The sequence below is a fragment of the Burkholderia sp. Ac-20365 genome (genome assembly GCF_017104715.1).
In the GTDB taxonomy this organism is placed as follows: Bacteria; Pseudomonadota; Gammaproteobacteria; order Burkholderiales; family Burkholderiaceae; genus Paraburkholderia.
The window spans coordinates 11,339-31,263 of the sequence record NZ_JAAGPI010000068.1 but is presented as its reverse complement, the minus strand read 5'-3'; the positions used below and the strand labels follow the sequence as shown (position 1 = coordinate 31,263).

At 61.7% G+C, this 19,925-nt stretch carries 22 protein-coding genes and 1 pseudogene; 12 read left to right on the top strand and 11 right to left on the bottom strand.

Annotated elements, in window-relative coordinates:
- Window positions 1–135, bottom strand: a pseudogene (locus G3O01_RS45480) (DUF2760 domain-containing protein); the annotation flags it as partial.
- A 335-nt stretch (window positions 136–470) separates the two neighbouring features.
- Here G3O01_RS45480 and G3O01_RS43550 point away from each other — a divergent pair.
- Window positions 471–878, top strand: coding sequence for a DUF3597 domain-containing protein (locus G3O01_RS43550; RefSeq protein WP_205813672.1), 408 nt, complete (start codon window positions 471–473; stop codon window positions 876–878).
- Between the two features lie 75 nt (window positions 879–953).
- Window positions 954–1,865: an exodeoxyribonuclease III gene (gene xth, locus G3O01_RS43545; RefSeq protein WP_205813671.1), complete on the top strand. Its 912-nt coding sequence runs from the start codon at window positions 954–956 to the stop codon at window positions 1,863–1,865.
- A 31-nt stretch (window positions 1,866–1,896) separates the two neighbouring features.
- On the opposite strand, the gene G3O01_RS43540 is transcribed toward xth, so the two are convergent.
- Window positions 1,897–2,838, bottom strand: coding sequence for an LLM class oxidoreductase (locus G3O01_RS43540; RefSeq protein WP_205813670.1), 942 nt, complete (start codon window positions 2,836–2,838; stop codon window positions 1,897–1,899).
- A gap of 302 nt (window positions 2,839–3,140) precedes the next feature.
- Here G3O01_RS43540 and G3O01_RS43535 point away from each other — a divergent pair, with 302 nt between their 5' ends.
- Window positions 3,141–3,419, top strand: a complete 279-nt coding sequence (locus tag G3O01_RS43535; protein ID WP_205813669.1) for a hypothetical protein — start codon at window positions 3,141–3,143, stop codon at window positions 3,417–3,419.
- Window positions 3,420–3,477: 58 nt separating this feature from the next.
- Window positions 3,478–3,786 (top strand): superinfection immunity protein, encoded by a 309-nt coding sequence (locus G3O01_RS43530; RefSeq protein WP_205813668.1) that lies wholly within the window; start codon window positions 3,478–3,480, stop codon window positions 3,784–3,786.
- Window positions 3,787–3,866: 80 nt separating this feature from the next.
- Here G3O01_RS43530 and G3O01_RS43525 read toward each other — a convergent pair whose 3' ends face one another.
- The 6 genes from G3O01_RS43525 to G3O01_RS43500 form a co-directional block, all read right to left on the bottom strand.
- Entirely contained in the window at window positions 3,867–4,340 is a 474-nt protein-coding gene (locus G3O01_RS43525) for an NUDIX domain-containing protein (RefSeq protein ID WP_346779269.1), read from the bottom strand.
- Window positions 4,341–4,561: 221 nt separating this feature from the next.
- Entirely contained in the window at window positions 4,562–5,893 is a 1,332-nt protein-coding gene (locus tag G3O01_RS43520) for a type II toxin-antitoxin system HipA family toxin (protein WP_205813667.1), read from the bottom strand.
- 2 nt (window positions 5,894–5,895) lie between these two features.
- On the bottom strand, window positions 5,896–6,399 hold the full coding sequence (locus G3O01_RS43515) for a helix-turn-helix transcriptional regulator (protein ID WP_205813674.1): 504 nt from the start codon (window positions 6,397–6,399) through the stop codon (window positions 5,896–5,898).
- A 296-nt stretch (window positions 6,400–6,695) separates the two neighbouring features.
- On the bottom strand, window positions 6,696–7,949 hold the full coding sequence (locus G3O01_RS43510; RefSeq protein ID WP_205813666.1) for a patatin-like phospholipase family protein: 1,254 nt from the start codon (window positions 7,947–7,949) through the stop codon (window positions 6,696–6,698).
- A 9-nt stretch (window positions 7,950–7,958) separates the two neighbouring features.
- A complete protein-coding gene (locus G3O01_RS43505; protein WP_346779270.1) occupies window positions 7,959–8,744 on the bottom strand; it encodes a 3-hydroxybutyrate dehydrogenase in 786 nt (261 codons plus the stop codon).
- Between the two features lie 27 nt (window positions 8,745–8,771).
- Window positions 8,772–9,581, bottom strand: a complete 810-nt coding sequence (locus G3O01_RS43500) for an acetoacetate decarboxylase (RefSeq protein ID WP_205813664.1) — start codon at window positions 9,579–9,581, stop codon at window positions 8,772–8,774.
- Window positions 9,582–10,112: 531 nt separating this feature from the next.
- Here G3O01_RS43500 and G3O01_RS45680 point away from each other — a divergent pair.
- A complete protein-coding gene (locus G3O01_RS45680) occupies window positions 10,113–10,241 on the top strand; it encodes a hypothetical protein (protein WP_007749609.1) in 129 nt (42 codons plus the stop codon).
- Window positions 10,242–10,330: 89 nt separating this feature from the next.
- Here G3O01_RS45680 and G3O01_RS43495 read toward each other — a convergent pair whose 3' ends face one another.
- Window positions 10,331–10,969, bottom strand: coding sequence for a LysE family transporter (locus tag G3O01_RS43495; protein WP_205813663.1), 639 nt, complete (start codon window positions 10,967–10,969; stop codon window positions 10,331–10,333).
- 126 nt (window positions 10,970–11,095) lie between these two features.
- On the opposite strand from G3O01_RS43495, the gene G3O01_RS43490 reads away from it, so the two are divergent.
- A complete protein-coding gene (locus tag G3O01_RS43490; RefSeq protein WP_205813662.1) occupies window positions 11,096–11,917 on the top strand; it encodes a Sir2 family NAD-dependent protein deacetylase in 822 nt (273 codons plus the stop codon).
- Between the two features lie 58 nt (window positions 11,918–11,975).
- Here the strand turns inward: G3O01_RS43490 and G3O01_RS43485 are convergent, their stop codons facing one another.
- Both G3O01_RS43485 and G3O01_RS43480 read right to left on the bottom strand, forming a co-directional pair.
- Complete coding sequence (locus tag G3O01_RS43485; RefSeq protein ID WP_205813661.1) at window positions 11,976–12,332, bottom strand: HPF/RaiA family ribosome-associated protein; 357 nt, start codon at window positions 12,330–12,332, stop codon at window positions 11,976–11,978.
- Between the two features lie 120 nt (window positions 12,333–12,452).
- On the bottom strand, window positions 12,453–13,337 hold the full coding sequence (locus G3O01_RS43480; protein ID WP_205813660.1) for a LysR substrate-binding domain-containing protein: 885 nt from the start codon (window positions 13,335–13,337) through the stop codon (window positions 12,453–12,455).
- 145 nt (window positions 13,338–13,482) lie between these two features.
- Here G3O01_RS43480 and G3O01_RS43475 point away from each other — a divergent pair, with 145 nt between their 5' ends.
- From G3O01_RS43475 to yjfF, 6 genes are all read left to right on the top strand, one after another.
- A complete protein-coding gene (locus tag G3O01_RS43475; protein ID WP_205813659.1) occupies window positions 13,483–14,292 on the top strand; it encodes a TerC family protein in 810 nt (269 codons plus the stop codon).
- A gap of 101 nt (window positions 14,293–14,393) precedes the next feature.
- Window positions 14,394–14,711: a zf-TFIIB domain-containing protein gene (locus G3O01_RS43470; protein WP_205813658.1), complete on the top strand. Its 318-nt coding sequence runs from the start codon at window positions 14,394–14,396 to the stop codon at window positions 14,709–14,711.
- Between the two features lie 547 nt (window positions 14,712–15,258).
- Entirely contained in the window at window positions 15,259–16,197 is a 939-nt protein-coding gene (locus G3O01_RS43465) for an ABC transporter substrate-binding protein (RefSeq protein ID WP_241024762.1), read from the top strand.
- 82 nt (window positions 16,198–16,279) lie between these two features.
- Window positions 16,280–17,794 (top strand): sugar ABC transporter ATP-binding protein, encoded by a 1,515-nt coding sequence (locus G3O01_RS43460; protein ID WP_205813656.1) that lies wholly within the window; start codon window positions 16,280–16,282, stop codon window positions 17,792–17,794.
- Window positions 17,791–18,828, top strand: coding sequence for an ABC transporter permease (locus G3O01_RS43455; RefSeq protein ID WP_205813655.1), 1,038 nt, complete (start codon window positions 17,791–17,793; stop codon window positions 18,826–18,828). The genes G3O01_RS43460 and G3O01_RS43455 overlap by 4 nt, the downstream gene beginning before the upstream one ends.
- Window positions 18,825–19,922 (top strand): galactofuranose ABC transporter, permease protein YjfF, encoded by a 1,098-nt coding sequence (gene yjfF / locus G3O01_RS43450; protein WP_205813654.1) that lies wholly within the window; start codon window positions 18,825–18,827, stop codon window positions 19,920–19,922. The genes G3O01_RS43455 and yjfF overlap by 4 nt, the downstream gene beginning before the upstream one ends.
- Window positions 19,923–19,925: the final 3 nt, after the last annotated feature.

The window sequence follows — 19,925 nt, the reverse complement described above, 5'->3', positions numbered from 1 at the left end:
CGGAGCCGGCGCTGGCGCCGCGCCGCTGCGCAGGCGCAGCACGCTTGCGGCGAAGTCGCGATCGCCCAGAATGCTGAAAAATGTGCCGAAAGCAAGCGACAGCCTGCCCAGCAACGAAACGTTCGGTTCGGTCATGAAAGATCGCTCCTGATTCTTTGGATACGGCCGCGCCGCGCGGGTGTCGCACGGCGGCGCGAAATTCGGGGCGGACGGCCGCGGCCGCCGCAAACGGGCGGATGCGCGCTCAATATTTCCGCGTCAAAACCCGTATTTTGCCTTGTTGTGAGCCGGAACCGGCTCAGAGTCTGATTCCTGCGCAAGATTGGCGGCCGGATTTTACTTCCTCAAGTAAAAATACGCGGCATCGTCCTGTCATTTTTTGCGGCGAGGATAATGGTTCGCTCACGCGCAAGCGCTGCGTTCTGGGCCCGCAGGGTTGGCGCGTTCAATCGATATTCTGGAGGAAAGCCATGAGCATTTTCAGCACGATCCTCAGCAAGATCTTCCCGTCGAGCCATCCTGCCGTGCAGGCCGCGTCGACGCCGGATGCGGCGCCGGCTGCCGATGCCGCGCCTGCATCGGCGCCCGCCGACGCCGCGCCCGCCGCTGCGCCAGCCGAACCCGTCGATGTCGAGGCGATCCTCACGGCGCTCGCCGATCAGAATGCGGAAAAGCTGAACTGGCGCACGTCGATCGTCGATCTGATGAAGCTGCTCGGGCTGGACAGCAGCCTCGGTGCACGCAAGCAGCTCGCAGAGGAACTGGATTACAGCGGCGACATGAACGATTCTGCGTCGATGAACATCTGGCTGCACAAGCAGGTGATGATCAAGCTCGCGGAAAACGGCGGCAAGGTGCCGGACGACCTGAAGGGCTAAGCCGTTGCGCGCCGCTCGCCGCGTGCAAGCGCGGCTTGCGAGCACGGGTATGCGATTTGCGATGCCGTGGCGATCATGAAGCTCGCCACGTTCAACATCAACGGCATCCGGTCGCGCCTGCCCGCTTTGCTCGCGTGGCTTGAACGGGAAGCGCCCGACGTCGCGTGCCTTCAGGAACTGAAGGCGCCCGATTCCGGGTTTCCCGAAGCCGACATCAACCGGGCGGGATATGGCGCGATCTGGCAGGGACAGATGTCGTGGAATGGCGTTGCGATTCTCGCGAGAGACGCCCAGCCGGTCGAAACCCGCCGCGGCCTGCCCGGCGATCCCGACGATACGCATAGCCGGTATATCGAAGCAGCCGTCGATGGCCTGCTGATCGGCTGCCTGTATCTGCCGAACGGCAATCCACAGCCAGGGCCGAAGTTCGACTACAAGCTGGCCTGGTTCGAGCGGCTCATTACCTACGCGAAGAAACTGCTCGATTCCGGGCATCCCGTTGTGCTGGCGGGCGACTACAACGTCGTGCCGACCGACTTCGACATCTACAACCCGCGCTCGTGGCTCAAGGACGCGTTGCTGCAGCCGGAAAGCCGTGAGTGCTACGCGAGGCTGCTGAAGCAGGGATGGACGGATGCGCTGCGCACGCGTTTTCCCGACGAGCAGATCTTTACGTTCTGGGATTATTTCCGGCAACACTGGGAGCGCAATTCAGGGTTGCGCATCGATCATCTGCTATTGAACAAGCCGGTTGCTGCGATGTTGCGGGATGCGGGTGTCGACCGTTGGGTGAGAGGCGAGCCGCATGCCAGCGATCATGCGCCGACGTGGGTCGCGCTCGACCTCGATGGGCGCGCAGTGAGTGTGAAGAAAACTGCAGTGAAGAAAACTGCAGTGAAGAAAACTGCACCTGCAAGCCGCGTGGCAGCGAAGCAGAGCGCAACACGATCGACAAATACTCCCGCGTCAAAGAAGACCGGAAAGTAGTTTCATTTCATGCACTGAATTCGCACCGAAATCAGTCGTGAAATGCAGGCAGAATCTCAGCAGCCAGTTCTTCCATCACATCGCTCACCGGCCGGTCGGAACCGAGATTCAATGTCACATGATGCGTGCCGTTCTCGCGCATCTCATTCAGCACGGCGAGCAACGCATGTCGCCCCGCGCGATATCCAAGCGATAACGGCGTGGCCGGTTCATACGGATCGTCGCTCAGATCGAGACGCATCGCCACGCCGAACGCGCGGAACGAAGGTTTTTGCAGACGATCGACAGCCGCGCGCCACATGCTATGCCGCGCACGCTGTGTTTCCGGCTCGCGGTGATAGGTCATCCAGCCGATCGAATGTCGCGCGATCCAGTCGACGCTCTGTCCGCCCGAGCCGACCGCGAGCATCGGCACAGCGACGAGCGGGCGGGGCAGCAGCATGAACTCGGGTGCATCGTCTGGGCGCAGATCGGGTATGACGCGCGGCGTATCGCCGAGCGCAGCGGCAACCGTTTCCCAATGCGTGCGATATAGTTCGCGGCGCTCTTCGGCATCGCGCCCGAATGCAGCGTACTCGGGTGGCCGGTCGCCCGAGCCGAGACCGAGTATGAAGCGGCCTTCCGACAGTGTCTGCACCGAACCCGCGCCCTTGGCGATATGCAATGGATGTCGCAAGGTGAGCACGATCGCGCCGCTCGCGAGCGCAATCTGCTTCGTATTCGATGCGAGCGCACCGAGCAGCACCCACGGATCGAGATGACCGACAGGATCGGGATAGTCGGCGCTGTTCAATGGCACGTCGCGCACCCAGAGCGCGCGAAAACCGAGCGCGTCGGCCAGTGCCGCCAGCCCGGTCTGCTCGCGAAAGTCCGCGACGATCTGGCCCGCGCGCAACAAGGGCAGCGTCAGTCCGATCGACAGACGGTCCTCGGCAAATACCCGGTGCTCGATAGTGGATGGGGCTGTGCTCATCGATGGTTGCCCGCGTCGCCGCGTTTCTGAACGACGGCATACACGAGCAGCAATTCAACGGAAACCGATCCTAGCATCGCACCGCAAATGACACCCGCCGATGGACACAACAACCCTGAAAGTCGCATGGAAAAAGGCTCCCGCACGATCGTGCGTGCCTCCCATTGTTTGGAATTTGGGAACTGTGATTTCAATCTATGAGCATAGAAATTCGATAGGGTTCGTCTAAACTCACTCTCAATCGACGCCGCGCCAAATCCGGATGCGACGCCTCCTGATACAACATCTTCTGAGGTTCCATCATGAAAAACCGTCTTATCGCAGCTTTGCTGGTCGCCGTCTCCGCCGCTGTTGCCGCTCCCGCGTTTGCTTCGGGTTATGGTCCGGCACCGTTCTATCGCCCGGCAGTTGGCGCGCCTGCTTCGCAGCGCGGCGTCAGCGCACAAACCTTCGCTGCGGAACGCAATCAGGCTGCTGCAACGAATGAAGCAGTGGGTGGCGTGATTGGCGCATCGTCGGAATCGGGCAGCCGTCAGCCGGCGCAAGCGGCTAACGACGTCAACGTGTTCAAGGGTCACTGATCGCAGCGCGCGGCGAGCAAGTCTCGCCGCGCCGCGCAGATTGGCTGGAGGTGATCCCATGAGAGCATTCTTCGAAGGACTGGTGCTGCTGGCGGCAGTTATTGTGTATTTTCTGCCCGCCATCGTCGCCGATGCGCGCGAACGTGAAGATGCATTCGCGCTGACGATCTTCAATGTGCTGTTCGGTTGGACCGTGGTGGGCTGGGTTGCGGCGTTCGTGTGGGCGCGGTATCGCGTGAGCGACAAGCGGCTTGCGAGTGTCGTGACCAGCAAGCGTCGCGCGCTGGGCCGTGTGACCATCGCGAAGATCGTGGCGCGCTCGCGCCAGGCGCGTGCGGCGCGCCGTCAGTCGACCTTATCCGCGTAAGTAGTTTTCGTTCGATAAAACCGCCGGCCTGCAGAAGGCCGGCGGTTTTGCTTTAGGCATGCATGTGTGTGCCGACGCGCTCACCAGAGCGCCGCGGTCCAACCTCGCAGCCGCACATCCTGCAGCGCCTCGCGCAGATTCTGCACGAACGCATCGGCGCGTTGATAGCGGCTTTGCACACGTGGATCGTAATTGCGGTTCAGCGCAAGCACATCGACGATGCCGCGCGTCGAGACGCTCGTATCGAGATCGGAGATATCGGTGACCTTGGCCCACGTGCAACGCATGATCTCGTTGCTGGGCACAGGGGTTTGCTGTTCGTCGACATGCGCGGCAAATACATGATGGCAAGTGCGCGTGCCTGCGAACTCGAACAGGTATTGCATGCCGGCCGCATGAAGACGCGTCTCTTCCATCAGTTCGCGCACGGCAGCCGCTTCGAGCGTCTCGCCGGCGTCGGGTTTGCCGCCCGGCAGCGACCAGCGCGAGTTCGTCTTGCCGACCAGCAGAATGCGCGTGCCCATCCGGCACACGACAGTCGCACGTTGCTTCACAGTGTCTCTTCCATGTAGGAACGCGAATGCAGGCTGGCACTGCGCATGCCGCGCGATCCGATGACGCTCTCAGTCGCCATTCACCCATATTGTCCGCCGATGTTGCGTAACGGGCGTGACATCTTCATGACAGCGCTCACCAAAAACGAGCCAACGCATGTCATATGCATCGGAAAGGTCCGGTGATCGGTCTGCGAAGCGGCTTCGGCGCAGCGCGCAATTCATGCGGCTGCGAGTTTTCTGCTTTGCTTCGCCATGCCGTCAAAGATGGCCGCTGCCAGGTCTTCGGGAAAACCAGAAGGAAGCTGTGCGGCGACGGCATCGATGACGTGCTGCGTGGCGTGCGTGACAGAGGCGATCAGTTCATCGACGGCAGTGGGAGGCAAGCCAGCCTGCTGGCCTTGCGCGATCCAGTGACGTCGCATTATCTGACTAATCAGATAATGATTGCTGGTGCCACGCACGGCCATCGCGAGCTTCGCCTTCTGCATCGGAATGCGATTCGCACCGCGCCCGATGATGGGATGCGCGGACAGCACGTCATACAGCGGTGTCGCGCGATAACGGTTGCCCGGCAGATGCGTGATGCTGAAGTTTTTCGCGTGCCCGTCCGTGGCGGCGAGCAGCCAGAAGATCAGTTGCGTCATGAAGAAACGCGCGCTGTCGTCGGCGGCATCGTCCGAGCCGGCCAGAATGTGCATCACCGCGTCGATGCCGGGGCCGCCGTCGGCCTGATACTTCGCGATGGGCGGCGTGCCTGTCGCCTGGCACATGTCTTCCTGCGGCAGGCGCACGATCCACGTTCCATCACTCGACAGCCTGCGGTCGAACCGTTCGACGACGAGCGCTTTCTGATCGCCGAAATGCCCGATCTCGCACGCGGCAATGGGCAGGCCGTACGCGGCGACGATTTTCGAGCACAGCCATTCGTTCTCTACCGACGTGCGCATGTCGGCCCGCATGTTGCCGACGAGTCCCAACGGTAGCTTCAGGATATGGGTGGTCGGCGTGCTGCCTGCGGGCAGCACCCAGCGGCCTTTGTGATGCAGTAGCGCGGTTTTTTCCTGAGCCCCGGCGATGGAGAGACGCAAATCCGCCGCCTGATCGTGCTGGCCGAGCGGCGCAGCGGCTGTCGTGTCGCGCAGCAGGCGTGCGATGTCGTCGTTCGTCAGCGTGCCGCCGCGAATGCGGTGGAGGTCCGTGGGCGTTTCACCCGGCGGCAGCATCTGGATGGCGCCAACGCAATCGCGCCCGAGCGCCGCGAGCAGATCGAACGGTGCCGTGCCGCCCGTTTGGTAGCGCTGCGCCATCCTGCGCCGGATCGGCTCGCTGTCGGGCAGCAGATTGTCGAAGAATGCCGCAACCACAGCGCCGCGATAGGGCTGGTTGCCGGGTGTAAATGGGAGGGATAGCGATAGCGGGCGCCCCTGAGCATCGGCGATCCAGTCGTCGAAGTAGACAAGGCGCTCGCCGCCGCTGGACTTTTCCCAGTAGCCGACGGCGAGGCCGTTCATCCACAGGTCGAGGCGTTGAGTCTGCGAACGTCGCCCCATGCTTACCACGGCTCCCGTTTCTTCTGCTGGCTTGCTGGGCGCGCGGGTTTTGCCGCGGCGGCAGGCTTGCGCACGGTTTTTCTGGCGCCGGTTATGGCCGCGCCAGCGGGTGAGCGCTTGCCCGCTTTGAGCGCGGGCACTGCGGTGGGCACTGCGGTGGGCAAAGCGGGCGCGCTTGCAGCGTGGGTGGCGCGCTTGCGCGGCGCTGTCTTTGTCGTGCGGCGGCCCTGGGTGTGCGGGCCGTTCGACGACGCCATCTTCGCGACGGGCGCCGTGTTTGCGGGCCAAGGCTCGTTCTGACTCAGCGTGATTCCGGCGTTCAACAGCCGCAAGACAGTGAAGAGCCGCTCGACGCCGGCGGCGGCCGGGTCCGCTTCGAACTGCGCATAGCTTTGCTGCGTGATGCCGAGCCGCTCGGCGAGCATGGCCTGCGTGAGTCCCGCTGCTTTACGGAAGCCGCGTAGAACGGGGCGCAACTGGCTGAGCGTCTTGACGGAATAGTCCACAGCTGGCCTTTGAGGAAGCAGGTTGGCGGCGGCTTCAGGCTGCGGCTTGATGGTCGCACCGCCGTTGCCCATCAAGAATACAGTTCAAGAGCTGTATTTGCAATATACAGGTTATAAACTGTAAAAACAAAATACAGCCTATAGGCTGTAAAAATATGATGACATCGTCTCTCGAATGAAATGGGCTTGAGCGCAGCATGATTGTGCGCAGCGTTTGTATCGCCCAAATGAATTACGGCTCTGCGACAGACGTCGCAGAGCCGCTTTTCCTCGTCGAGACGGGCGTATGGCGACGCTCAGGCCGCCTGCTTGCGCCGCTTGCCAAGTTCGGCTTCGACAGGTTGCTTGTCGGATTCGGGCACGGAGCCGGCGGGCCGATGCACGTCATGCGTGACGAAACCCAGCTCGCGGCTCGGCACGTCGAACCAGTCGCGATGCGAAAACGAATCGCGGATATCGTCGAGACCGCTTTGCCAGTGTTCGAGCATCGTATCCATGCTGAACTCGTAGTCCTTGTAGTGGCCTTCGTACGGCTTGTTCCTGTAGATCAGATGTACGACGTTGATCGCGCTGCCGTCCGCAGCCTGTTCGGCGAGTCGGAACAGCGGGTCCGCCTTCAGCACCGAACCAGGCACATGCTCGAGCAGTTCCTTGATGAAGCGCGCGTGCTTCTGGCGCTCGGCGAGCATGTTCGTGATCGCGCGCGTGCGGCTCGAATACTGGATATCCTTCGCGCGCTCGGAGATGTCGAGAAAGTCGCCCGGCGCATTGCCGCGCGCGCTCCACAAATCGACCTGAAAAACCAGCGTGTCCTTGTGATCGGAATCGCGCAGCACTTCCGTGAGCGGCGTGTTCGACACGAGTCCGCCATCCCAGTAGTACTCGCCGTCGATCTCGACAGCGGGGAAGCCCGGCGGCAACGCGCCCGACGCCATGAAATGTTCCGGCGCGAGACGCATCTTGCGGTTGTCGAAGTAGGTGAGGTTGCCCGTGCGCACATTTACCGCGCCCACGGACACGCGGATCGCGCCGTCGTTGATGCGGTCGAAATCCGCGTACTTCAGCAACGTCGCGCGCAGCGCAGCCGTGTCGTAGTAACTGACGCGGCTCGGGTCCAGCTTGCCGAGACCGGCCACGGGCAACGGAAAGCGTGGCGCGAAAAAGCCGGGCTGGCCTTCCGCGAGCGCGCGGCCCGCCGCCCACATGCTCGCCCACTTGCGCGACAGGTCGTGCATGCCCAAACCGGGCAGTGCCCATGCGCTGACATGGCCGACCCAGTCGAGCGGATGGCAGATCGCATCCCAGAACCCGCGCAACGCTTCCACGCGGTTTTCCGGCGCGTTGCCTGCGATGATCGCCGTATTGAGCGCGCCAATCGACACGCCCGCGATCCAGTGCGGCTCGACTTTCGCTTCAGCAAGCCCTTCGACGACGCCTGCCTGATAGGAGCCGAGTGCGCCGCCGCCTTGCAGCACGAGCGCGATCTCGTCGTAGCGCGGCAACACGAACGGTTCCCGCTGCGCGCTGATTTGTTGTGTGTCGCTGCGCATACGTGCTCCTTATTTCATCGACCAGCCGTGGCTCACGATCACCGACTGTCCCGTCAGTGCCGACGATTCGAAGCCCGCGAGGAATGCGACCGTATTGGCGACGTCTTCGACCGTGGTGAATTCGCCGTCGACCGTTTCCTTCAGCATCACGTTCTTCACGACTTCTTCTTCGCTGATGCCGAGCGCCTTGGCCTGCTCCGGAATCTGCTTGTCGACGAGCGGTGTGCGCACGAAACCCGGGCACACGACATTCGCGCGCACGCCGCGCGGACCGCCTTCCTTCGCAACCACGCGTGCAAGGCCGAGCAGCCCGTGTTTCGCGGTCACGTAAGCCGACTTCAGCTTCGACGCCTCATGCGAGTGCACCGAGCCCATATAGACGATCGAGCCGCCACGCTTGCTGTCGTACATATGCTTGATAGCCGCCTTGGTCGTCAGGAACGCGCCGTCGAGGTGAATCGCGAGCATCTTCTTCCAGTCGGCGAATGCGTATTCTTCGATTGGCGCAACAATCTGAATGCCCGCGTTCGAGACGAGCACGTCGATGCTGCCCAGTTCTTTCACAGCGCGCTCGATGCCTGCGTTCACAGCCTCTTCGTTCGTCACGTCCATCGAAACGGCGATCGCTTTGCCGCCGCCTTCAACGATGCTCGACGCAACCTTCTGCGCGTTCTCCAGATTCAGATCCGCAATGACGACGGCTGCGCCAAGGCTCGCCAGCTTGCGTGCGCATTGTTCGCCGATACCGCTTGCTGCACCCGTGACGAGCGCGACTTTATTTTGCAGTGACATGATGTATTCCCTTTGGAAGTTTGGAGAGCTTTAGACCGCGAGTTCGAGTGCGTCGTCATTCGACTTCTTTGCCGTCTGCACGTCAGTGTGTGCAGGCGCGAGATAGTCGAAAGCGACTTCGCCGATATCGAGCGTGAGATTGGCAATCACATGCCGCGCGCCGACCACGCGCTTCACGGGCAGATCGGCAATCGGTGCGAGCGCATGCGGATGCAGTTCGAGCGCAGCGGGACCGCTCCATGCGCCGAGCACCGACACGTCGCGCAGATAGAAACGCACGAGTTCGCAGATGCGCGCGCTTCCGTCGACGTGCGGAATCACCTTCAGCAGATAGTTCGGCGTATCAGCGAGTTTCGCGCGCTCGGTTTCGATATCGAGCACGCGATGCTTGTAGCCCATCGTGCCGGTCGCAATGCGTTGTGTGCCGTAATCGAGCGTGCCAAGCAGCGTGTCGTTGCCGTCGACGCCCAGTTTCGGACGCGCGAGTTTCTTCGGAAAGCCCCAGATTTCGCGGCCGCCGGCAATCGGGCCTTCGTCGTCGAGATACATCGAGTGCGTGTAGTTGGCGAGACGTCCTTCCATGTCGCGCACCGACATCACCTGGCCGCTTTCCGTGTAGTCGCCGAAACCCGACGAATCCGGCATGCGGATGAATTCGTAATGCACCAGTGCGTTTTCCGGCTTCAGCGGTTCCGGCACCACGGCGCGCAGCGCGTCCATATCGGTTTCATACGAAATGATGAAGTACTCACGATTAAGGAAGCGGAAAGGCGGGCGAGGGTAGGCGGGATTGTGAACGGGCATCGCGAATGCGGATTGCCGGATCGATTTGATGTCCATGAACTTCCTCTTAGGCATTGGGCGTTGTTGGAGCACGGCGAATGTTAGAGCAAAAGCTTTTTTCCCATCACATTAATTTCTCCAATACACCGTTGGTCTACGCGCAACAGTGAGTCGGCAGGCAAGTGTCGTTCAATAGATAGTCAATCATTGTGAAATCCGGCATGACCTATTTTCGTGGGCGAAATATTGATGACGCGAAAGTGCGATACGCATCGCGAGAAGGCGCGCGATTATTTACAGTTCGATTAACGCGAAGCAATCGATAGGGCAGCTAATCAATTCATTTTGACTTTGGAACTCGTTGCGGTTGCATCGGGCTGAACGGCCTCTCGTGGCGCGCGAATCCTGGATTACCCGATCACTGCAACGACATCGCGATGCGATGTCGGTTGGCTGCCACAGGAACCAAAAGAGCAGGCGAACCGTAAGGTTGTACCCAGGAAAAGTTTATTGAATTGTTGCGGCGCGGCATGCTCAGGGCTATACTAGGGTTATTACCTAGGGTGTTACCCGCACAAGGAGTCCGCCATGCAACAAGCTACGACCGCTGCCGTTCCGTCCACGAGCTGGCTTTCGCGCCTGCGCGAGCTTGCCATCCGCGCCGTGGACCTGCATCTGCAACACTGCGCCGTTCTCGCAGAAGCCTATCGCCGCTAAGCATTTCGCATAATCAAAGGGGAGTTCAAGCTGAACTCCCCTTTGTCCATCTGGACTCCGCCGCGCCGCGTCATCAAGCGCCGCGGCGGTCAGATTCCCGCTTTCCTCGCCGCGAAGATCAGGCGCAGGCCGAGCGCCGCAATGGCGCCAGCCGCGATGCGGTCGATCCACGTTTTCGCGCGCAGGTAGAACTCGCGCGGGCGCCGGCTCGAGAAGCACAGCGCCACGACCGTGTACCAGCCGAACTCCACCGCGAAGACGAGCGGCGGGAGCACGAAATAGCACCACACGGGCGGATGCTGCGGCAATAGCGCGGCAAAGATACTGCCGTACCAGATCGCCGTCTTCGGATTGCTGAGCTGCGTCGTCAGGCCGATCCAGAACGACTTCTTCGCGCTGCGGCCATGCGCTGCGCCGTTGCCGTCCATGGCGATCGGCTGGGCCGCGCCGCGCCAGATCTTCGACGCCATATAGATCAGATACAGCCCGCCTGCCACTTTCAGGCCGATGTACAGCCATTCGACGGCCACCAGCAGCGTATACAGCCCGGCGAGCGCAATGCCGCCAAAGAAAATCCCGCCGACACCCATACCCAACGCCGTTGACAGGCCATCGCCGCGCGACAGGCTGATCGAATTTCGCGCGACGAGAACGAAACTCGGGCCGGGAATCATCGCGCCCATCAGCAACGCGACGAGTATGGCGAATACAGCAGCGGATGCGGACATCGAACGGTCTCCTTGAGGGCTGCGTCGGGCAAGCAGCATCGCACGACAAAAATACGGGTGATCATTGTCTGGCAACCGGTTCGGTGCGCGCAAGACGAACGTCCGACGACTTGCTAGAGTGGCGCGATGGACGAAAACGAACGAATCAGACGCGCCGCATCCTGGCTGCGCGAGGCCGACGGCTTGCTCGTGACGGCAGGTGCCGGCATGGGCGTGGACTCAGGGTTGCCCGATTATCGCGGCGCAGAGGGTTTCTGGCGCGCCTATCCGGCGTTGAAGCAGCATCGGCTGACCTTCCAGGACATGGCGAATCCGCGCGTCATGGCGTTGCATCCGCGGCTATGCTGGGGCTTTTATGGACACCGGCTTGATCTGTACCGGCGCACAAAGCCGCATCGCGGCTTCGATATCCTGCGTCGCTGGGCGGCAGCGATGCCGCGCGGACTGGCCGTGTTCACCAGCAACGTCGACGGACAGTTTCAGGCGGCGGGTTTCGATGGCGCGCCGGTTGCCGAGTGCCACGGCTCGATTCACGTGCTGCAATGTTCCGAGCTCTGTCATGACGGGCTGTGGCCCGCAGACGCCTTGCAGCCTGTCGTCGACGAATCGACTTGCGAACTCGTGAGCGATCTGCCGCGCTGCCCGGAATGCGGCGCGGTGGCGCGGCCCAACATCCTGATGTTCGGCGATTACGACTGGATTGCGCTGCGCACCGAGCAGCAGGAGGCGCGGTTGCAGGCGTGGCTGTCGAAGGTCGAGCGGCTCGTCGTGGTTGAAATCGGCGCGGGGAAGGCGATACCCACGGTGCGTTATTTCAGCGAGCAGAATGGCCCGCGTGTGATACGTATCAATCCGCGCGACTTCGGTATCGCGCAGAATCAGGGCGTGGGACTCGCGCGAGGCGCTGTCGAAGGTCTCGAACTGCTGGATCGGGCTTTGAACGGATAACGGACGGCGCTGCATCGGCGGCGCCGTCGCACTTACCACTCACTACGCACCCTTCGGGTTAAACGGCGTCAGGCTGCGTGTTCCAGGCCGGCTCGCGCTGGCCAATGCGCCGCAGAGAGACGCGCGTCTGCTGCCTGCGCACGATCGCGCGCGCGGCGCGGGCAAGCGCCAGATCGAGTGCACCGCGCCAGTCTCTTGCAATCGATGTCACGACGACAGGCGTTGCATCGGGCGTTTGCACCTGCACCTGGCAGCGTTTGTCGAGTCCGCCGCGCGGACCGTTGATGTCGGACAGGCTGACGGTCGCCTTCGAAATCAGCCAGTCCATGCGCCGAAACACGAAGCGGATGCGTTGACGCGCAAAGCTGCGCAGACGGACGGCTTCAAGGTCGCGGGACTTGAACAGGACTTGCATGAGACACCTCCTTGGTGAGTACGGCTCAAGAGTACGGTGAGGAGGCGTGCAGGAAAAAGCAGAAATTCTGGAAGCGAAGCTTCGGAAAAACCGAACTATCGATTTGCGCCCGTTGCGCGGTCATGCATCTGCTGCGCCGAGCACTTTCTGTGTCAATGGATGATGCCGACCACGCCGCGACACGATTGCATGAATTTCCTCCTTCACGTCCGGCGAGCGGCCGAGCCAGCGCAAGCCGCGATGCATCGGGTCGTTGCGCTCCGCGCCGAACGCCGCGAGCGGAAACACACCCATGCCGCGCGATGCAAACAGCGCCATCAGCGCGCTATCTTCGAACTCGCCGGCAATGCGGGGCCGGATACCTTCCGCTTCGAACCAGCGGTCGAGCCGCGAGCGCAGCGACGAGTGCCCGGTGGGCAGCAGCACGGGGAGCGACGCAAGACACTGCGGAAAATGGTCGACATGCGTCTTGCGTACGATCGACGCCGGCCCGTACCAGTCGATCGGCGAGGCGATCAGGCGCTCGCTGGAAAGGCGCAGATTCGAGTTGTGCGGCGCAGGCTGGCTGGACAGCACGAGATCGAGATGGTGATGCGCGAGTTCGGCCAGCAGTTCTTCCGCATCGCCTTCATGACACAGCAGCCGCAGCGAGGGCGTATCCAGCACGCCAGCGAGAATCGCGTGTACGGCAAGCTTCGAAATGCCGTCCGTCAGGCCCACCGCAAAACGCGCAACGGTTCCGCTTGCCGCCTCGCGAACTTCGTCGTGCAACGCCCGTCCAAGCTGAAAGATTTCTTCGGCCCGCGCAAACGCTGCCTGTCCCGCTTCCGTCATCGCAACGCCGCGTCCCGCCGGCTTCAGCAACTGATGTCCCAGCGATTTTTCCAGTTCGCGCACCTGCGCACTGATGGTTTGCACAGCCATGTCGAGGCGCTCGGCGGCGCGCGCGAACCCGCCTTCCTTCACGACAACCCAGAAATAGTGCAAGTGCCGGTAGTTGATCATGCTTCAGCCTCACTTCGTAAAAACCGAACTAACTGTCAGCTTATCACTGGTTTTTCCGATTCAGCAGCCAGGCGATCATGCTTTCCACAGGCTGTGACCCAGTAATCAGCCGTTTTTTTCCTCAACCGGACAACACCGCTCGCACATGGATTCCTTACTGATCCTCGCCGCCGATCCCGCAGCATGGGCCGCACTCGTGACGCTCGTCGTGATGGAAGTCGTGCTCGGCATCGACAACCTGATCTTCATCTCGATCCTGACCAACAAGCTTCCAGAAGCACAGCGCGCGCGCACGCAGCGCATTGGCATCATGCTGGCACTGGTGATGCGGCTGGGCCTGCTCGGTACCGTCGCGTGGATTGCGCAACTCACCACGCCCGTGTTTTCGGTGTTCGATCACGCGTTCTCGTGGCGCGACCTGATTCTGATCGCGGGCGGTCTGTTCCTCGTGTGGAAGGCAACGCGTGAAATGCATCACCACGTCAGCCGCGACGCCGAGTCGACGACGAACTCCGCGATGGGCGTTGCCGGTATGACCGTGACGGCTGCGATCGGCCAGATCCTGGTGCTCGACCTCGTGTTTTCCGTCGACAGCATCATCACGGCGGTCGGCATGACGGAGCATCTGCCCATCATGTTCATTGCGGTGATTGCTGCCGTCACGGCGATGCTGTTCGCGGCACGCCCGCTGTCGAAGTTCATCGAGCGCAATCCGACCATCGTCACGCTCGCACTGAGCTTCCTGCTAGTGATCGGGATGACGCTGCTTGCCGAAGGTTTCGGTTCGCACGTGCCGAAGGGCTACATCTACGCGGCGATGGCTTTTGCCGGCTTCGTCGAAGGCATGAACATGCTGGCGCGCCGCAGGAAGGACAAGCGCGAGCATAAGGCGGCAGCGCTGGAAACGAAGTCCGACGGCAAGCCGCACACGCAAGATCCGGCTGTTCCGAACTGAGCAAGGTGAATCGGGCCGGCATCGGGGCAGCCTCGAACGTTGCCCCGGACCGGACGACGCAATGGTATGAACGTTAGTGATGTCATGAAAGGAGCAATGCAATGAAGTGCCCCGTTTGCAAGACGCCCGATCTGTTGATGACGGAACGCCAGAATATCGAGATCGATTACTGTCCGACGTGCCGCGGCATATGGCTAGATCGCGGCGAACTGGACAAGCTGCTGAGCCAGATGCAGGACGAGCCCGAGCCGCAGGGCAGAAACAATCAGGGTTCCCGCGACGCGCACCACGGTGGCCATGACAGCCGGCGCGAGCAGGAGTGGGGACGAAGCCACGACAAGTATGGCGACGATCATCGCAAGCAGTACGATCCGCGCCGCAAGAAGAAGTCGCTGTTCGATATGTTCGACTTCGATTGACCTGAACGCGCCGCTGTTCGCGGCGCGTCTCAACAGCCAATCGGACGCTTTATAGTATTACTATAATTGCCAGCGATCCGATTGCGCCCCGCCAATTCACCGCCCGATCCAGCGGGCCGCCAGACTCCGGTCAGTTTTTTCATATCTGCCTAAAACGTGGGAAAGCAGGGCATTCGTGCGCAAACGCCGCCGCGAATAGCCTTAGCTTTTCCTGTGCAAACGTCGGGAAAACGCTAATCGAAAGCACGCGGCAGCGAACATATAGTTTGGCTATAAGTAAAAGTCAGACACGCGAACGCAGCCCCGGCAATGTCCAGGGCAAGCGCAGCGCGCAAGGTGCCCGCCACGAGCGCGCATCCGTTCCGGAGGCCGTCCGGACGATGTATCGATGATTCCAGATTGACTGTCAGTTGCAGGTTTTGCAGCAAGAGTTGGCGCCAAGCGTTCGTCGTCGCGTCATGGCCGTCGTCGCGTACGGGAAGCCGCGCCTGGAAAACAACCACATCGGAGACACAACATGAAAGTCGCCACGCGTCTGATCGCCGGCATGCTCGTCGGAGCGGCGCTCACCGTTGCCGCGAGCGTCAACAGCTTTGCCGGGGACAAGCAGATCACCTTGGGTTTCTCGCAGGTCGGCGCCGAAAGCGCATGGCGCACGGCGAATACCGTTTCAGTCAAATCGTCGGCGAAGGACGCCGGCATCAATCTGAAGTTCTCGGATGCACAGCAGAAGCAGGAAAACCAGATCAAGGCGATCCGCTCGTTCATTGCGCAGAAGGTCGATGTGATCGCGTTCTCGCCTGTCGTCGAGTCCGGCTGGGAACCTGTGTTGACGGAAGCTAAGAACGCAAAAATCCCCGTGATTCTCACCGACCGTTCGATCGACGTGAAAGACACCTCGCTGTACGTCACGATGATCGGTTCGGACTTCCTCGAAGAAGGCCGCCGCGCGGGTAAGTGGCTCGAAGAGCGCTACAAGAACGAACCCGGCCCGATCAATATCGCCGAGCTTCAGGGCACGGTCGGTTCGGCGCCTGCCAACGACCGGCACGCCGGCCTGATCGAAGTGATCAAGAACGACCCGAAGTTCAAGATCATCGCGTCGCAGAGCGGCGACTTCACGCTCGCGGGCGGCAAGCAGGTGATGGAAGCCTTCGCGAAGACCTACGGCAAGCAGATCAACGTGGTCTACGCGCATAACGACGACATGGCGCTCGGCGCGATCCAGGCGATGGAAGAAGCGGGCATCAAACCCGGCAAGGACGTGAGCGTCGTATCGTTCGATGCGACCAAGGGCGGCTTCGAAGCGATGATCGCGGGCAAGATCAACGTCGATGTGGAATGCAGCCCGCTGCTCGGGCCGCAACTGATGACGGCCGTGAAGGACGTGGTCGCGGGCAAGCAGTTGCCCAAGCGCATCGTGACCAACGAAACCGTGTTCCCGATGAACGTCGCTGCGCAGATCCTGCCGCAACGCAAGTATTGATGCGTGCGTCCGGCGTGCCTTGCAAACAGGCGCGCCGGATTTTCATGAAACGTAGTCGCGTCACACTGCTTGCGTCATCTCTATGGCCGCACAACCGCTACTCGAAACCATCGGCATCAGCAAGACGTTTCCCGGCGTGAAGGCGCTGTCGGGCGTCGACTTCCGTCTTTTTCCCGGCGAAATCCATTCGTTGATGGGCCAGAACGGCGCCGGCAAATCGACGCTCATCAATGTGCTCACAGGCGTGCACGAGCAGGATGCGGGCGAGATCCGCCTCGCGGGCGAAACCGTGCGCTTCGCCACGCCGCTCGAAGCGGAAGCCGCGGGCATCCAGACGTTGTACCAGGAAATCAACCTGTGCCCGAATCTCTCTGTGGCGGAGAACATCTTCGCGGGCCGGCAGCCGAAGCGGCGCGGCGCAATCGACTGGAAAGCGATCCACGCGCGCTCGAATGAAGCGCTTGCCGAACTGAACGTATCGCTCGACGTCACCAAGTCGCTCGACGCGTATCCGATCGCCGTGCAGCAGATGGTGGCGATTGCGCGCGCGATGTCGGTGAAAGCGCGCGTGCTGATTCTCGATGAACCGACCTCGAGTCTCGATGACGGCGAGGTCGCGCGCCTGTTCGACGTATTGCGTAACCTGAAACAGGCGGGCATCGCGATCCTGTTCGTCACGCACTTTCTCGAACAGACGTACGCGATTTCGGACCGCATCACCGTGATGCGCAACGGCGAGCGCGAGGGCGAATATCTCGCGAAAGATCTGCCTGTCGAGCAACTCGTCGCGAAGATGGTCGGCCATAACCGGATGACGGAGCGCCTGAAAGGCGGCGCGCCCGAAACGCCTCAGCAGCGTGCAGGCGCTGCGCCATTCCTGTCGATGCAAGGCGTCGCACGGCGCGGCGTGATGAATCCCATCGATCTCGACGTGCAGCCGGGGCAGATACTTGGACTTGCAGGCTTGCTCGGCTCAGGCCGTACGGAAACGGCGCGATTGTTATTCGGCGTCGACAAGGCGGACGCGGGCACGATCAGCGTCGATGGCAAAAACGTGAAGCTTAGCTCGCCGCACGACGCGGTGCGGCAGGGCATCGGTTATTGCCCGGAAGATCGCAAGAAGGAAGGCATCATCTCCACGCTGTCGATCCGCGAAAACATCATTCTCGCGCTGCAGGCACGGCGCGGCTGGCTGCGCGTAATCGGCCGCAAGAAGCAGCGCGAAATCGCCGATACCTACATCGAGCGGCTCGGCATCAAGGCGCACGACGCCGAACAACCGATTGGTCTTCTGTCGGGCGGCAACCAGCAGAAAGTCGTGCTCGCACGGTGGCTCGCCACCGAGCCGAAAATGCTGATACTCGACGAACCGACGCGCGGCATCGACGTCGCCGCGAAGTTCGAAATCATGGATCGCGTGCTTGCGCTGTGTTCGAAAGGTCTCGCGATTCTGTTCATTTCGTCCGAAGTGGGCGAGGTGGTGCGCGTGAGCCATCGCATCGCCGTGCTGCGCGACCGTCGCAAGATCGCCGATGTGACGGGCAGTGCGGTATCGGAAGATCAGGTCTACCGGCTGATCGCGGGAGGCAGCGAATGAAGCAGATTCAGGCGGTGCTGCGGCATCAACTGGTGTGGCCCGTGTTGACGCTCGTCGTGCTGTTCGCGATCGATGTGATTCATCGCGCGAATTTTCTGTCGGTCTCATTGCTCGATGGACATCTTTTCGGCGCGCCTATCGACATTCTCAATCGCGCTGCGCCGCTTGTGATCGTGTCGCTCGGCATGACGCTCGTGATCGCGACGCGGGGCATCGATATTTCCGTCGGCGCGATCGTCGCGATTGCAGGCGCGGCGGCGGCTGTCGTTCTTGCCGATGATCCGACACGTGTTGGCACAGCATTAGGCGCGGCGCTCGCCGTCGGCGTGCTGGCGGGCATCTGGAACGGCATGCTGGTCGCATTCGTCGGCATGCAGCCGATCATCGCCACGCTGATCCTGATGGTGGCGGGGCGCGGCGTCGCGCAACTGCTGACGGGCGGGCAGATCATTCCCATCGGCGCGAAAGGCTATCTGGTGTTCGGCGGCGGCTATCTCGCGACGGTGCCGTGCTCGGTGTGGATCGCAATTGGTGTGACAGCGGCGACCGCGCTGCTGGTCAACCGGACAGCGCTCGGGCTTTTCATCCGGGCAATCGGCGTGAACCCGGTGGCAACGCGTCTCGTCGGCCTGCGCTCGAGCGCGATCGTGTTCAGCGTGTATGTGTTCTCCGGTTTGACGGCGGCTATTGCCGGCATTCTCGCCAGTTCGAACGTGCGCAGCGCGGACGGCAACAACGCCGGCTTGCTGCTGGAACTCGATGCGATTCTCGCCGTCACGCTAGGCGGCACATCGCTGCTCGGCGGTCGCTTCAGTCTCGCGGGCACGGTGCTCGGCGCGCTGATCATCCAGACGCTCACGTACACCACGTACTCGATCGGCGTGCCGCCCGAAGCGACGCTCGTCGTGAAGGCGATCGTCGTGCTGTTCGTCAGCGTGATCCAGTCGAGCGTTGCGCGCGCGTTGCTCGTGCGCCAGGTGCTGCGAGCGTTTGCCTTCGTGAAGACGAAACCGCTTTCCGGGACTCCACAATGAACAATATGCTCGGCCGGCTGCTCGATCCGCGTACGCTGCCTATCGTCGTCACCGTCGTGCTGTTCGCGGTGCTGTTCGGCTTCGGCTCGGTGATGTACACGGGCTTCTTCTCGTTGCAGGTGCTGCTCGGACTGCTCGTCGACAATGCGTTCCTGCTGATCGTCGCGATCGGCATGACGTTCGTGATCGTGTCGGGCGGCATCGATCTGTCGGTCGGTTCCGTGGTCGCGCTGACGACCATTCTCTGCGCGATCTGCGCCGAGCGCCTGCATTGGCCCGTGTGGCTGATCGCGCCGCTGGTGCTCGCGTTCGGCACGCTGTACGGCGCGGCGATGGGCGCGCTGATTCACTTCTTCCGCTTGCAGCCGTTCATCGTCACGCTGGCGGGGATGTTCCTCGCGCGCGGCGCGTGCTTTCTGATCACCACGCAGTCGATCACGATCAACGAATCCACCTTCCATAAGATGGCGGGTTTTAGCGTGCCTGTCGGCGGTGGATCGTTGACGTCGGGTGCGTTGATCGCGCTGCTGACGCTGGCCGTGGCGATCTTCGTCGCGCACTTCACGCGCTTCGGGCGCAACGTATATGCGCTAGGCGGTAACGAACGCTCGGCGTTGCTGATGGGCTTGCCGGTCGCGCGTACGCGCATCGGCGTGTATGCATTGAGCGGCTTTTGTTCGGCACTCGGTGGCTTCGTGTTCACACTGTATGTGCTGTCGGGTTACGGCTTGCAGGCGCAAGGCATGGAACTCGATGCGATCGCCGCGACCGTGATCGGCGGCACGCTGCTGACGGGTGGTGTCGGTTATGTGATCGGCTCGGTGTTCGGCGTCGGCATTCTCGGCACGATCCAGACGTTGATCACCTTCGATGGCACGCTCAGTTCATGGTGGACGCGCATCGTGATCGGCGCGTTGCTGTGCGCGTTCTGTCTGCTGCAACGGATCATCGAACGGCATGCCGCGCGGCGCAAATCGGACGGCACGGGTCTCGGCGCCAACGTGACGAAGCCTGTCGACAAATCCGCGCCGACACACGGCGCGAGCACGATCGATCTGGCCAAGATGAGTCCACCGACGTTGAAGCAGTCGTGAGCT

Bases quoted from the DNA above. Each gene is read 5' to 3' on its own strand.
- G3O01_RS43535 (WP_205813669.1), top strand. From the start codon at position 3,141: ATGAAAAACCGTCTTATCGCAGCTTTGCTGGTCGCCGTCTCCGCCGCT.
- xth (WP_205813671.1), top strand. From the start codon at position 954: ATGAAGCTCGCCACGTTCAACATCAACGGCATCCGGTCGCGCCTGCCC.
- G3O01_RS43460 (WP_205813656.1), top strand. From the start codon at position 16,280: ATGGCCGCACAACCGCTACTCGAAACCATCGGCATCAGCAAGACGTTT.
- G3O01_RS43500 (WP_205813664.1), bottom strand. From the start codon at position 9,581: ATGGACATCAAATCGATCCGGCAATCCGCATTCGCGATGCCCGTTCAC.
- G3O01_RS43540 (WP_205813670.1), bottom strand. From the start codon at position 2,838: ATGAGCACAGCCCCATCCACTATCGAGCACCGGGTATTTGCCGAGGAC.
- G3O01_RS43465 (WP_241024762.1), top strand. From the start codon at position 15,259: ATGCTCGTCGGAGCGGCGCTCACCGTTGCCGCGAGCGTCAACAGCTTT.
- G3O01_RS43490 (WP_205813662.1), top strand. From the start codon at position 11,096: ATGGACGAAAACGAACGAATCAGACGCGCCGCATCCTGGCTGCGCGAG.
- G3O01_RS43530 (WP_205813668.1), top strand. From the start codon at position 3,478: ATGAGAGCATTCTTCGAAGGACTGGTGCTGCTGGCGGCAGTTATTGTG.
- G3O01_RS43455 (WP_205813655.1), top strand. From the start codon at position 17,791: ATGAAGCAGATTCAGGCGGTGCTGCGGCATCAACTGGTGTGGCCCGTG.
- G3O01_RS43475 (WP_205813659.1), top strand. From the start codon at position 13,483: ATGGATTCCTTACTGATCCTCGCCGCCGATCCCGCAGCATGGGCCGCA.
- G3O01_RS45680 (WP_007749609.1), top strand. From the start codon at position 10,113: ATGCAACAAGCTACGACCGCTGCCGTTCCGTCCACGAGCTGGCTTTCG.
- G3O01_RS43550 (WP_205813672.1), top strand. From the start codon at position 471: ATGAGCATTTTCAGCACGATCCTCAGCAAGATCTTCCCGTCGAGCCAT.
- G3O01_RS43480 (WP_205813660.1), bottom strand. From the start codon at position 13,337: ATGATCAACTACCGGCACTTGCACTATTTCTGGGTTGTCGTGAAGGAA.
- G3O01_RS43495 (WP_205813663.1), bottom strand. From the start codon at position 10,969: ATGTCCGCATCCGCTGCTGTATTCGCCATACTCGTCGCGTTGCTGATG.
- G3O01_RS43485 (WP_205813661.1), bottom strand. From the start codon at position 12,332: ATGCAAGTCCTGTTCAAGTCCCGCGACCTTGAAGCCGTCCGTCTGCGC.
- G3O01_RS43520 (WP_205813667.1), bottom strand. From the start codon at position 5,893: ATGGGGCGACGTTCGCAGACTCAACGCCTCGACCTGTGGATGAACGGC.
- yjfF (WP_205813654.1), top strand. From the start codon at position 18,825: ATGAACAATATGCTCGGCCGGCTGCTCGATCCGCGTACGCTGCCTATC.
- G3O01_RS43510 (WP_205813666.1), bottom strand. From the start codon at position 7,949: ATGCGCAGCGACACACAACAAATCAGCGCGCAGCGGGAACCGTTCGTG.
- G3O01_RS43470 (WP_205813658.1), top strand. From the start codon at position 14,394: ATGAAGTGCCCCGTTTGCAAGACGCCCGATCTGTTGATGACGGAACGC.